This is a genomic window from Pseudohongiella nitratireducens (assembly GCF_001642735.1).
Taxonomy (GTDB): Bacteria; Pseudomonadota; Gammaproteobacteria; order Pseudomonadales; family Pseudohongiellaceae; genus Pseudohongiella; species Pseudohongiella nitratireducens.
In genome coordinates this window covers 39,140-53,192 of record NZ_LWHM01000025.1, presented here as the reverse complement: position 1 = coordinate 53,192, position 14,053 = coordinate 39,140, and the positions used below count along the sequence as shown (strand labels likewise).

5 protein-coding genes are annotated in these 14,053 nt (G+C 51.8%); all 5 read right to left on the bottom strand.

Going from position 1 to position 14,053, the window contains the following annotated elements:
• Window positions 1–17: 17 nt before the first annotated feature.
• Entirely contained in the window at window positions 18–2,594 is a 2,577-nt protein-coding gene (locus tag PSCS_RS08845; RefSeq protein ID WP_068811754.1) for a hypothetical protein, read from the bottom strand.
• A 521-nt stretch (window positions 2,595–3,115) separates the two neighbouring features.
• Complete coding sequence (locus PSCS_RS08840; protein WP_068811753.1) at window positions 3,116–5,707, bottom strand: hypothetical protein; 2,592 nt, start codon at window positions 5,705–5,707, stop codon at window positions 3,116–3,118.
• A gap of 157 nt (window positions 5,708–5,864) precedes the next feature.
• Window positions 5,865–8,336 (bottom strand): hypothetical protein, encoded by a 2,472-nt coding sequence (locus PSCS_RS08835; protein ID WP_068811752.1) that lies wholly within the window; start codon window positions 8,334–8,336, stop codon window positions 5,865–5,867.
• Between the two features lie 124 nt (window positions 8,337–8,460).
• A complete protein-coding gene (locus tag PSCS_RS08830; protein WP_068811751.1) occupies window positions 8,461–11,166 on the bottom strand; it encodes a hypothetical protein in 2,706 nt (901 codons plus the stop codon).
• Window positions 11,167–11,445: 279 nt separating this feature from the next.
• The gene (locus PSCS_RS08825; protein WP_068811750.1) at window positions 11,446–13,974 is read right to left on the bottom strand and encodes a hypothetical protein; all 2,529 of its coding nucleotides are present in this window, start codon (window positions 13,972–13,974) and stop codon (window positions 11,446–11,448) included.
• Window positions 13,975–14,053 lie beyond the last annotated feature (79 nt).

Here is a 14,053-nt window from a genome sequence, read left to right as displayed (position 1 = left end):
AGGCTGGTCTAGCCGTATTACTGAACGCCGTACAGGATCTGTACGTTGCTTTCTGTAATGACTTTCACATCAAGTACGCCATCAGCGTTGACATCCATACCCTGGAAGGCAATACCCAGGTCACCTGAGTTAGTCGTGTAGTAGCTGGCTTCTGCATCAGTACGGTTATTGCTGACGAAGAAGCTGGGCTTGAACATGCCAAAGCCCTCAACAGTTACGATGCCTGTATTGCGATCAGTGCTGACGTCGATATCCAGGCCAGCCAGGGCGCTGAAGAAATTGTCCTGGGCCGGGAAGGGCACGATGTTCTGGCTGACGCCGCTGTCACTACAGTTCATGACAAAACCATAAGCCGGAGCATTTGGGGCAATGGTTGGTGCGGTGAAGCTGACTTCGCCACAACTTTCAGTGACATTCGCAGCACCGAGGTTGTCGTAGGCAAAGGTGCCGCTGAATGACTCGCTGCCAGATAATGCCAGCGTGAAGCCGCCATTATCACGGAAGTCAGGTGTGAAGTTCTGGTTATCGACAGCTGCTGTGAAGTAGTAGATATCCAGTGGCGCTGGTGCCATTTCAATCGCTACGCCTCCTTCGCCGATAAGCACAATCCGGCCATCAGCCAACATGCTCAGTCCTGCTGTCAGGCCTTCAGGGATTGCTTTGGCTGACAGAGCCTGGGCAACATAGACCTCGCTGCCGAAGCGAACTGTATAGCGTTGCAGATCTGCATCAAAACTGATTTCGGCAGTGGTATCACCCTCAGCAGCGTTAATGCCACCGATGCGACCATCGCTCAGCACCGGCACAGTCAGTGAATCGCTGCCGCCGAGTATAGCAGCCAGGATTTGCTGAACGATTGAGTTGGCCTGCTCAGGCAAAGCCTGACCGTTGACATTGGTATTATTGACGTTTGCTCTGTTATTAATGCCTGCTACCAGTTTTGCCCGGCTGGAAGCATTGATGTTGACACCTTTGCTCTGGGCATTGCCGGTGACCTTGCCGTTAGTCTCGCTTGAAGACTCGTAGCTTGATGGTGGCAATGGGAAAGCCTGGGCTATCACCCTGGCGCGCAATGCTGCATTGCTTTGCAGTTGTTGAACCACCTCGGCCTCAGATGGAACATCGCTGCTGCCATTTTCCAGTCTGACAATGTTGCGGATCAGCAGTTTGCTGTTTGATACCAGCTTGCCCATAGTACCTTCAGTGATAGGCACTTTCATGGATTTGGCTGAGCTGACCAGGCTGATCATGCTGTTGCTCAAGGATTGTAACTGGGCAGTCGTGGTCGCTTTTTGCGACAACTGAACACCTGTTGTTGTCAGGTTATCCAGCGCAGTATTGACCTGTGTTTCCTCCTGCGTCGACAGCGGGCTGTCCTGGTTGTTGCTGCGAGAAGCAACAATGCGCAATGCCTGGGCGCTGTTGTTCAGGATGTTTGCAGATTGAGTGACCAGGTTAGTGGTGTCACCGGATGTGAAATTGGCAACTGTACTGGAAGTCGCACCAACTTTAGACGCGGTAGTTACAACAGTAAGCAGATTGCTTGTCGTAACGGCCGTGCCATTATTTGAGGACTCAATAAGGGTATTGGTTTGCGTGACTGCATTACCGGCAGCCGTTTCTGTGCGAGTCACTGTTTCGGCTGAGACTCCGCCGCTGGCGATTTCACCCTCAACCTCGCCCGCCAGGTCTTCGGCTTCACCATCCAGTTCTTCGATGTCCTCATCATCAACTACATCAACGGGATCATCTTCGCCAGGTTCACCATCGCCACCATCGCCGCCATCGTCTGGCAGGGTGTTGACGATATTCAGTGTACCTCCAATATAGGTGGCAGTACCAAATTCGGCCGCCAGTGCGCCGCCGGCCAGATCAATAGCCGGAGCGGCAAAGGGTGAAACAGTAAAGGCGCCATCAGCCTGAGTACCAATTTTGGCACCATCGCCATTAATGTCTTCAATACCGATGGCATAGTCAAAGCTGCCTACCGAGGCAAATCGTTCGATGATGTCATCGAACAACGAATTATCATTGCTTAGCGCGCTGACCACATTATTTACGTTAATAGTGACTTCATCGCCATTATTTGAGATCAGGTTGGCTACCGTAGTAAAGCTGGCGTTCAGGTTAATTGTCGATCCGCCCGATTCTTTTTTGGCATAGACATCGATGGTTTCGTAGTCAGGATCGGCGTTATTGCTCACCATGGATACGCTAGTGACTTCCCCGGCATTGGTGGTGACGCGTACCACGCCAAGGCGCATTTCGACTTCGTTGCTGCCCGAGGTGCTCTTGACCTGCATAAACAGTCTAAGGTCGTAAGTCTGAGATGTGTTGCCCAGGTCCTGAAGTGTAAAGCTGACATTGGGCAGTGCAGAGGCATCATTGCCGCGTAGCAGGGAGATGGTTTCTGCTTCGCCCGTGTTGGCTACCGTTGCTGTCGTGGTGTTAGTGACAGCGCCCAGGGTCCAGGTGATTTGATTGGTTTGAAGTGCGAAATCTGCTGCCAGTGCAGATGTGCCAGCAGTGGCCAGTACGCCTGCGGCAATGAATTGGCTAAGCCGGGATTTTCTGAAGCGTCGAACGTGATTCATTACGAGAGTCCCTCTGGTACGGTCAATTGTTATAAAGCTGCCATGCTGATTTCAGCTGAAGCTGTACGAACCTGGCGTTGCATTGCCAGTTTTACGCTACTTCCACGCCAACCTGATTATCATATTTCGCCTCTGTAAATTATGCCAGAGCTTTGTGACAAATATTTGACGCAAATAGAAAATATCGTCTCTTTCGAGAGGAAGAACAGGTTATATGTGAAACAGCGTTTCACCTTATCGAAACGAATAGGCGAGTCAGATATTCCAAAGAAAAGGCTTCAGTCAATCCTATCCTATTGGTTATTTGTCTCACTTTTGAGACATTCTGTCAAAAGGATGGCGCTTCGCAAAGCTAGCCGGATGTACTAGTGATTGCGTCCCAAGTCCGTTTCTTCAGTTATTCTGACTCTATTTCGATCCACAGGAAAGCATAAAAAAACGCGCTGTCAGGATTATCCGACAACGCGTTTTGTAGACCAGGATAGGGGTTTGACCTCAAAGCCCTGTCCAGGCGATCGTTATCATGGTGCGGCGTACATGATCTGGACTCGTGTATCGCTGATGATTTTGAAGTCGATTCGACCGTCACCGTTCACATCCATCGGCATGTAAGCAATTCCCAGGCTGTCCGCGTTTTGCGCCTGGTATGCAACTTCAGCCTCAGTAGGTGTGGAGCTGAAGAAGCTGGGTTTGAAGTCACCTACACCCTCAACCGAGATAACACCCGTATTGCGATTGGTCAGCAATGTGAAACCACCGTTGGCCAGGCTTTCATACATGCCCGCCTCGGCAACGAATGGCGCAATGTTTTGCGTAATGCCATTCTCACACTCGGCTGTGAACACGTAGTCTGGGTGGTTCACTTCGATGTTCGCCGTTGGTGCGAATGTCATGTCACCGCAAGCAGCGCGATCGCCCGCCGGGAGCGTATCAAAGCCAAATGTGCCAGTGAATTTGTCATTGCCTGCCAATGCCAGTTCAAAGCTGCCATCATTACGGAAAGTCATGGGGAAGCCCATGTCATCCAGCGCAATTGCCAAAGCAATGGTATCTTCAGCAGTTGGTGCGAGGTCCATTGCCACACCCTGTGAGCCAATCAGGGTCAAACGACCGTCTGGCTGTGTCACTACACCAGGTGTCAATCCTGCCGGAAGGGCCTTCTGGCCAAGTTGCGAAAACTTCATGATTCCGTCACCCACCGGCATGGAAGTTGTTGCTGTCGCCTTGTCATAGGTCATGCCTGAAGGCTTGAGTGCAGTTGAACTGGTTTGGGTAGGTTCTGTTGCTGCCAGCAATAGCGCGCCATTCGGTGACTCAGCAGGAGCTTGGATAAATGCGCAAAACCCTGGGCCCATTATTAAGCCTAATAAAGGGCAGCCTATAGCACTGCTAACTTCATCGTCATTTTCATAATTATCAGCGGGTGAATCGTCGGAGTTGTCCTGAGTTTGTTTGGTGGCGTCTTTGGCGACAGTCGTAGACTTGGCAGGATAATTCGCCGTGATATAAGAGTTAATCTCCGCCTCAATGTCAGCATTGGAGCGCGGATTTTTCAGCGGCAGTTTTGGTGAAGCTGCCAGGACCTTTTCACGCGTTTCAGGATCATTAAAGGCAGTCTGCAAATCTTCCTGCGTGACTTCTTCGCTGCTCTTGCCGGTCAGTTCCGCCAGTGCAGCCACCTGAATACTTACCGCCGCTTCCTTGATGGCTGTTTCAGCTTCATCGGTTAGCGGCACTTTCAGACGCGTAGTCGCCTGGAAGGCTTTTTCCAGGTTTTGCTTCATTTCTTTGGCAGTGGATTCTTTACCTGTCGAACCACTGGTGACGTTTTTAGCGGCAGTGGCCATGTTGACGATGGTGTTAACGACCTGGTTTTTCTGATCATCCGTTAATGCGGCATCAGAGCCTTCATTGCTGGTGGCAATGCTGTCAAGTAACGTCGCGCTATTGCTGATTACCTTTTTGGTGGTGTTGGTGACGGTTGTTTTGTCAGCAGCGGTATCGGCGTTCACCACTTTACTGCCGGTAACAGCCGTCTTGGAGGAAGTTGCTAGCACACTCAAAGTGTTTGAGGTTGAGATCTCGCCAGTCTGGCTGCCAGTGACCAGTTGGTCAGTCTGATTCGCTGCGTCATTGGTTACTTCTTCTGTCAGGGTAACCGTACTTTCACTGACGGTACCACTTTCCAGTTCATCGTCGACCTGGACATCTGCCAGATCGGTTTCAGTGTTCAGGGTGGTGATGTCAGACTCGGGAATGGTGGTTTCTTCCTCTTCTTCCGGGTCAGTCGTACCGCCGTCATTGTCGGGCGCTGAGGGCAGGGTATCGACGATATTCAGGGTGCCTTTGATGTAAGTTGCACCTGCAAACTCAGCACTAAATCCGGCGTTGAGATCAAAGGCCGGCGCCGCTACTGGCGAGACCACAAATGTGCCGTCATCATTGGTGCCGATTTCACCGCCATTGGCGGAATCATCTTTGACGCCGATGACATAATCAAAATCACCAGAAGAGGCAAAACGCTCAATGATGTCGTCAAACAGGCTGTTATTACCGCTCAGGGCGTTCACGACATTGCTTACATTTACCGTGACTTCGTTGCCAGCGCCTGTAATCATGCTGGCAATCGTGACAAATTCCGCATCTAGATTGAGGGTGCTGCCACCGGATTCTTTGCGTGCATACACTTTTACAGGTGCGTAGTTCGGGTCAGCCTGGTTGGTGATCATATCAACACTGTCCACTGTGCCAGCGGTGACATCGACTTCTACCACGCCGAGCCGCATTTCCACCTGGTTATTGCCACTCTGGTTTTTGACTTGCATGAACAGGCGGATGTAATAAGTTCCTGTGGTGTTTGCAAGATCCTGCAGTGTAAAACTGACATTAGGCAATGCATTGGCATCGTTACCTCGCAAGAGACTGATTGTCTCTGCTACCCCTGTTTCTGCCACAGTGGCCGTAGTGGTGTTGGTGGTTGGACCGTTTGTCCAGGTAATCTGGTTGGTCTCCAGCACAAAGTCACCAGCAAAAACGCTGGAGCCCAAGCTGGCAATAATACCCGTTGCAATATATTTGCTGAGGTGAGTTTTCTTAAAACGCTGTGGCAGCATGATGCGAGTCCTTTTGGCTTTTTTATTGAGATATCTAGATTCAGATTTATCTGACGGAAAATTCTACCCACTTTTAATCATAAAAAGGCATTAAATTCAATAGTATTTTGGTTTTTTAAAAATCAAAAGCCTTTGCAAGGTGTTCGTGGAAATGCTCTCAGGGCACACCATAGACAATTTGTTTGCCACTGGCAGAAAGCACCTCATAGTCAGTCACACCGTCGCCATTGGCATCGAGTTGCCGATAGGCCACCCCTGAGGCATCAGCATTCTGATCGAGAAATGCTCGATCAGTCGAATTGAGTGCCTGTACAAAATAATCAGGTCGAACTGTACTGCCTCCTACACTCATCGTGCCAGAATTTCGATCGGCACTCGGATTGAGGCCGAGGTTATCAAGACTCTTGAAAACATTGCTATCTGCAATCGAAGGCTGGATGCGTTGACTGCTGCCGTTTGGGTAGTTGATCTGATAGGAAGAGTTGGGCGATGCCGGACTACCCGTTGGCCCTATCAAGACCGAGGTTGCAATCGGGATAAAACCTGTGGGGACATTGACAGGCTCAAAAGTGAACGCGCCGGAAAAACGAGCATCGTTGTCGATGGGGACATTCACTTCACCATTCTTAATATTCGGTATAAACCCCAGGTTATTGACCGAAGTATTGAACTGTACCGGGTTTGCAGGTGCGGGTGATATCGTGACAGCAGCACCATCAGCGGTGAAAATGGTTACGTCGCCGTTTGGTTCGCTGAAAGTACCCGGCGTCATGCCCGGCGGTATCTGTTTCAGTCTGGTCGGGCGTCCAGAAAACATCAGCTCCTGCAAACCTATGGACAAGTTGCCAGTGGTGATGTCCGCAGTGCCCGAGCCGTCAGATGCGTTGCCGGTTGTGGATGCTGCCAGGCTGCTCAACATACTGTTCAATGGTATTTGTTGAGTGATGGACTGTGTCAGTTGACTGGATCGGCTCAGGTTGTTAACCAGACTATCCAGTGAGGGCCCGGAGAGCCCGGGGTTAGTTAGTTGCAGTCTGCTTTTTACCTGATTCGCCACCTCGGACAGGGATGGCTGGTTTACCCGGGATGTATCGGGAGTGCCGTCAAGCAGCAGTTTTGCCTGGTTAGTGACTTGCAGCATGGTCTTAAGGAGATTGTCATCCGGGGCTTCATCAATCCCCAGTACACGCCTGGCTGTATTTTGCTGCAAACCTCTGGCAACCGAATTAACCTGGTTCACATCCTGCGCAATACCCAGGTAGGAGGTAGCATTAATCATTCGCGTGACAGAGTCGGCCATGTTGATATGGTCATTGACTGACTGTGTGACCCTGGTCAGGTCCACGGTGGATGTCAATAACGAATTCACAGACAGCTGGATCTCTGATTGCTGGCCAGGAGCCAGTATTGTTAGGCCATTGGTGGCGTTATTCGCCAGTTGCTCTATGACATCAGTGCTGGCGTTAACAAGTTGGGTTGTTTGCGTATTCAGCCCCGCTGTGTCGGTTGACCCGGCAGAGACCACCCTGGCCCCTGTACTAACCACCTTCGTGGAAGTGGTTAATACATTTATGACATTGTCTGTGGAGACATTGCTGCCGTTGTTTAACTGGCTGACAACCGTGTTGACCTGACTCTGAGCAGTCGTGGTCGCTGTTGCTGTTTGGGTAATCGTTGTCTGGGAGATCTGTCCGCGGTTGATTTCTTCATCGACCGTGCTATCAAGTTCATCCGCCTGGTTATCGAGTGCGTCAATTTCATCCTGGCTCACAGCCACATTTTCGCCAGGATCCGGTGTCGTGCTGCCTCCGCCTGTGTTGGGTGGCGTGGGTAGCGTATTGACGATTGCCAGCGTACCTTTGATGTAGGTAGCACCCGCGAAGTCAACGTCAAAGTCGGCATTGAGGTCGAAATTTGGGACTGCAACGGGAGAGACGGTGAAAGCACCTCCATCATTAGTGCCGATGCGACCACCATTGATAGAGTCGTCTTTAACGCCAATGATGTAATCGAATGTTCCGGTAGCAGCAAAGCGCTCAATAATGCCATCAAACAAAGAGTTGTTTCCGCTCAGGGCACTTATCACATTATCCACATTGATGGTCACATCGTTGCCGCCACCAGTCACCATGTCGGCACGAGTGCTAAACTCAGCATCCAGGTTGAGAGTCGCGCTGTCGGACTCTTTTTGCGCATATACATGGACAGAGGCGTAATTCGGGTCAGCCTGATTGGTGATTATCTGGGTGCTTGTGATGTCACCGGCATTTACCGCCACTTCAACCACACCTAATCGCATCTCCAACTGGTTGTTGTTGCTCTGGTCAGCTATCTGCATAAACAGTCGAATGAAATAAATGCCTGTGGTATCAGCCAGATCCTCCAGCGTAAAACTCACCTTAGGCAGTGCGCTTGCATCGTTGCCCTTGAGCAGATTGATTGTATCTGCGACACCAGTACTTGCGATGGTTGCGGTACTGGTATTGATGGACGTACCGCTGGAAACCCAGGATATCTGGTTGTTTTGCAGCACAAAGTCACCGGCATAGGCAGAGCTGGCCAGGCTTGATATCAGGCCAGTGAGAATCAGTTTACTGAGATGTGATTTCTTGAAGCGAGGAGGGATCACGGCGAGAATCCTTTTGGCTTTTTTGTTATGGGGTGATAGGGGTAACAAAAACGGTCGCCCTAGGACGACCGTTTTTGTATACAGCAGTGACCCGTCCGCACAAGGCAACGGGTGTGTGCTGTGTTCAGTCTGCAGCGTACAGCACCTGCACACCGGTTTCAGAGATCACCTTGTAGTCCAGTTTGCCATCACCATTGACGTCCTCGCCCATGTAGGCCAGGCCGAAGTCATCCTGGTTGGCGGTGTGGAAGGCGGTTTCTGCTGCCGTTGCCTCTCTGACAAAGAAACTGGGCTTCAAGTTACCGATACCCTCTACGGTGACAAATCCGTTGACCCGATTAAAGCTGACATCCAGGTCAAAGGCCGTAACACTGTTCAGGAAGCTTGCGGCATCGACGTAAGGCAGAATCCTCTGGCTGACATCAACATCATCGCAACGCATGGTAAAGGCATACTCAGCACTGTTCACTTCCTGGGTCGGCGGCTCAAAACTCACCGTCACACAGGCATCGGTGTCCAGTCCCCGCATGTTCTCAAAGGCAAAGGTGCCAGAGAAACGCTCGGTCTCAGTCAGCTCCAGGTAGAAACTGCCATCGGCACGGACATTCGGCGTGAATGACTGCCCATCAGTGGCCGCCAGGAAACCAACCAGTGATGAGGCGCCTGGTGCCAGAATGTAGGCATAACCCTTGTCGATGAACACGGCATTACCATCCGGCATGAAGTCAAACTGTGTGGCAGCCAGTGTTGGTGCCGGTTTTACACTTCGCAGTGTGGCCAGGTATGTTTCTGTACCCAGGTTGATAGTGAAGAGGCCGGTCAGTTCATCATACTCGGCGCTGTACTTGGTCTCAGTGTCAGTTGCGGCCAATATTTCACGTTCATTACCCAGCAGCCCGCGAATCGCATTACCGCCGCCAAATCCACCGATACCTTGTCCCAGGCCTTGAGAGGCAAGTCCGCCACCAAATCCACCGCCCAATCCACCGCCCAATCCGCCAGTCGCAGGCAGGTTGGTGTTACCTGGGCGGCCAGCATTGCCAAGTGCACCACCAACACCGGATCCGGCTAACCCACCACTCATGTTGCTGCCATAAGTCCCGTTAAGGCCAGCCGTGACCGGAGTACCACTGTTATCAATGGCGCTTTGCGAGCCCAATTGACCTGTTACAGCGCTAAAAGCACCAGAACCATAGCGCGATGTGATGCTATCGGTAGTAGTAGAAGGGGGAGGGGGCGCGGCTGGTGGTGCAGGGGGGGCAGTTGCCGTACCTTGCTGACGAAACCCAGGGTTAGTATTGAACTGGTCAGCGACCCCCTGGTCTGTCAACGGTCCGCCTGCAGCCAGCTCTGCTTTGCGTTTCTGAATGGCGCGACCAGATTCGGTAACGGCCTGAGACACCTCGGGTGTTGGATCTACATTCAAGCCGGACAGCGTTTCAGATAGTTGATTGAGTCGAGCACTTTGCGCGTCAACGTCTTCTTGCGTCTGGCTTCGACGTGCCAGCCCGCTGATCGAAGGCGCCATGTTTTCCACGACGGTGTTCAGTGTGCCTTGTTGCACTGTATTGAGTTCAACACCTCGTTGTTTCAGATTGTTGACAGCGGTCACCAGATTCTGGACGGCCTGACGCGTGGTTTCCTCAACTTCATCACGGGTCTCGGAACTGGAGTTGTTGATCACAGTCGTGGCTGTTTTAACGGTTTGCGCGATACGTCGTGCCGCTTCCAGAATGTTATTCGGTTCAACGGTCGTACCGCCACTGATAGCATCAGTTATCTCTTTAATGGCGTCGGCACTTTGCTGAACAGCGTCACGTGTCTGAGTAACGACTGTTTCAGGTACCTCACCGCCATCATTGATGGCATCCTCTACAGCGTTATCAAGGGCGGCATTGTCTTCTTCAATGGTATTCAGGGTGCCGTCGTCGACAACGTTCTCACCGTCGTCGCCACCACCACCGCCACCACCGGTGCTGCCGCCGTTATCGGGCAACTCATCAACGATGTTGAATTCGCCGGTGATATAGGAGGCGCTGGGGAATTTTGTGGCCAGTGTGGGGGCACCCAGAGTGATGGCCGGAGCGCCAACATTGGATGCCGTGAAATTATTGTCATCATCGTAAGTGCCCAGTTCAGCATCCGTGGCATTGTTGTCAGCGGCGTCAAGGAACTGGATGCCAATGTGGTAGCTATAGTCACCATTGCTGGCAAAGCGCTCGATGATGTCATCAAACAAGCCGTTGTTGCCGGACAGGGCAGAGACCACATTGTCTACCTGAATGGTCACCTGGTTCTGGTTTCCCGCCGGGTTGCTGATCATGTTGGCTTTTGCGGCAAAAGAGGCTGACAAGTTCAAGGTGCTGCCACCGGAAACTTTCTGGGCATTCACTTCCACTGGACGGTAGTGAGCATCACCGGAGTTGGTGACCATGGCCACAGAGGTAATGGAGCCGTTGACGGTTGTGACACGCACAGTACCCAGTGACATTTCCACCTGGTTGTTACCGCTGTCGCTGTTCACTTCCATGTAGATACCCAGTGAGTAGGTATCGCTCAAAGAGGCATAGTCTTCCAGGGAGAAGGTGACATTGGGCAGAGTGGTGACATTATTGGTGTTGACCAGATTGATCTCGGAAGCGACACCGTTTTCAGCAATGGTCGCTGTGCCGGAGACCGCGCCTTTGTTCCAACTGATCTGGTTGCCGACCAGGACGAAATCGCCGGCCAGGGTGGAGGTTGCGGCGGTTGCCAGCAGGCCAGCGGAGATGACCTGGCTGAGCAAGCGTTTCTTAAACCGACTGCGTTGGTAAGTATTGCGATGCTGCATAAAAAATAATCCCTATCTTTTTCTGTGCTGGAAAGTGATGGTCGAGCATCTGCGGTTTTGCCAGGTTGCCGCCAAACAACCTGAGACAAAATGCATAGGGTGCTAAGTTTGCCAAAAAATGAGAGCAATGTTTAGTGACTTCAATCACTCAGTGGTTGGTTTAATGGGAAAAAGCGGGTTTGAATACAAAAACGGCTACCTGATTCAGTGTCAGGTAGCCGTTTGGGTCACGGTCAGCCAATCAATAATGGCTGTTTTTGCCAGACTAACAGTTGCTCATCAGTCCGCGGCGTACAGCACCTGAACACCGGTTTCAGAGATCACCTTGTAGTCCAGCTTGCCATCATTATTGACGTCTTCGCCCATGTAGGCCAGGCCGAAGCTGTCCTTGTTGGCCGTGTGGAATGCTGTTTCAGCGTCATTGGCTGGCTCGACAAAGAAGCTGGGCTTCAGTTTGCCAATACCGGCGATGGTGATAAAGCCGGTGCTGCGGTCAATGCTGGCTGACAGGTCAAATCCGGCCACGCTGGCACGGAAATCCACTGCATCCACAAAAGGTACGATGCGTTGGCTGATGTCGTTATCCGCACAGTTCATGGTGAACGCGTAATCAGCAGTATTGACGGCGGTTGTGGGTGTGGCAAACGAGACTTCGCCACACTCGGCTGGAGACAGACCGGTCAGGTTGTCGTAAGCAAAGGTGCCTGAGAAGCGGTCAGTGTCACTCAGCTTGAGGTAGAAGCTGCCGTTGTCCCGCAGTGTGCTGGGGAAAGACATTGCCAGTGCCGCTTGTGTGAAGGCCAGTCGACTGGCTGGAGCCGGAGCCAGCTCGTACGCCACACCATTACCAACCAGCATGGCATTGCCATTGGCGCGGAAGTAGAAAGCTGGCTGGTCAGTGACTGGTACCGTTTTGGAGCTAACCAGGCGTGCCACGTATTTTTCGCCTGGCAACGTTACCGTCACCAACGCTGTTTCATCGTCGATAGCAATGTCAAAGGTGGAATCAGCTTCCGTTGCGGCAGCAATCACACGGTTATCTGCAGAGGTGTATTCAGGCGCAATCACCGGTGTCTGGACGCCTAGAATCATCTGAGTAATGACAAGAAATTCCGCATTGATACCAAGCAGTGCGGATAAGTCTTGAGACAGATCTGCGCGCACGGCATTCAAGGTGACGGCGTCATTGCGAATCAGATCGAAGCTGCTTCCCAGGTTAGTAAGGGTCTCGATAGGTCTAACGAACCCCTGGTTTGGACGCGGTGGTGCGATCTCGACTGCATCCTCACGGAATTCGTCATTGTTAGTGAACTCATCTTGAACCTGTTCATCAGTGACCAGGGTGCCATTTTTCACTTCCAGTAAGCGTTTCTGAATCTGTTGAGTCGCATCCGCAACAGCCTGCTGGGCTTCGTCCGAGGCAGCAACGCCAAGAGCATTGTTGGCTTCAGTCAATTGCTTGAGTTTGTCAGACTGAGCTTTGACATCGTCTTCGGTCTGGCTCTTCTCAGTCAGGCCGCTCACAGACGGCGCCAGGTTCTCCAGTACGTCGTTGAAGACTTCTTTTTCAACGTCATTCAGCTCAACTTCGCGATCCTGCAGGTTATTCACTGCAGCCACCAGGTTGTCGACCGCCTGGCGAGTGGTTTCCTCAACTTCGCTGGTGTCGGAAGAGGAATTATTGATCACTTTGGTAGCAGTGATAACAGTTTCAGTAATACGGCGAGCTGCCTGCAACAGGTTGCCCTGATCAACCGTGCCACCACCATTGATCACGTCAGTGATTTTTTTGATGGCGCTAGCGCTTTTCTCAACGGCATCCTTGGTCTGGGTCACAACCGCTGCCGGTACGTCTCCACCGTTGTTCAGTGCGTCTTCAACTGCATTGTTCAGTTCAGCGTTGTCTTCTTCTATCTCGTTCAGTGTTTGGTCATCGACCACTGACTCGCCGCCGGAGCCGCTGCCACCGCCGCCAGTGCTGCCGCCCGAATCAGGTAATGTGTCAACGATGTTGAATTCGCCGGTGATGTAGGTGGCGCTGGAGAACTTGCTGGACAGGTTAGGCGTGCCCAGTGTGATGGACGGGGCGCCAACATTGGAGGCGGTGAAATCGTTGTTGTCGTCATAGGTGCCGATTTCCGCATTACCCGTGGTCGAATTAATGTGCTGGATACCAATGTGGTAGCTGTAATCGCCATTGCTGGCAAAACGCTCGATGATGTCGTCAAACAGGCCATTGTTGCCGCTCAGGGCAGAAATCACATTGTCGACCTGAATAGTTACCTGGTTCTGGTTGCCAGCCGGGTTGCTGATCATGTTGGCTTTCGCGGCAAAGGATGCAGACAGGTTCAAGGTGCTGCCGCCAGAGACTTTCTGTGCATTCACTTCCACTGGGCGGTAGTGTGCGTCACCTGAGTTGCTAACCATGGCCACAGAAGTGATAGAGCCATTCACTGTGGTGACACGTACGGTGCCCAGTGACATCTCAACCTGGTTATTCCCGCTGTCGCTGTTGACTTCCATATAGATGCCCAGCGAATAGGTATCACTGGTTGAGGCATAGTCCTCTAACGAGAAAGTGACGTTAGGAAGTGTGCTGGAGTTGCTGGTGTTGACCAGGCTGATGGTCGATGCATTGCCGCCGCTGTCGATGGTAGCAGTGCCAGAGACAGCGCCTTTGTTCCAGCTGATCTGATTGCCGACCAGGACAAAATCCGCTGCCATGGCAGAGGTTGTGGCTGAGGCCAGTAAACCGGCCGATATAACTTGGCTGAGTAAGCGTTTTTTAAAGCTACTGCGATGTTGCATAAATCAAAATCCCTATCTTTTTATGTGCTGGAAAGTGAGTGTCGTGCGATTTCAAACGTCGATTGCAAGTGTTTCGGGT

Excerpts from the sequence above, each read along its gene's own strand:
- PSCS_RS08830 (WP_068811751.1), bottom strand. The coding sequence starts at position 11,166 with ATGCAGCATCGCAATACTTACCAACGCAGTCGGTTTAAGAAACGCTTG.
- PSCS_RS08845 (WP_068811754.1), bottom strand. The coding sequence starts at position 2,594 with ATGAATCACGTTCGACGCTTCAGAAAATCCCGGCTTAGCCAATTCATT.
- PSCS_RS08840 (WP_068811753.1), bottom strand. The coding sequence starts at position 5,707 with ATGCTGCCACAGCGTTTTAAGAAAACTCACCTCAGCAAATATATTGCA.
- PSCS_RS08825 (WP_068811750.1), bottom strand. The coding sequence starts at position 13,974 with ATGCAACATCGCAGTAGCTTTAAAAAACGCTTACTCAGCCAAGTTATA.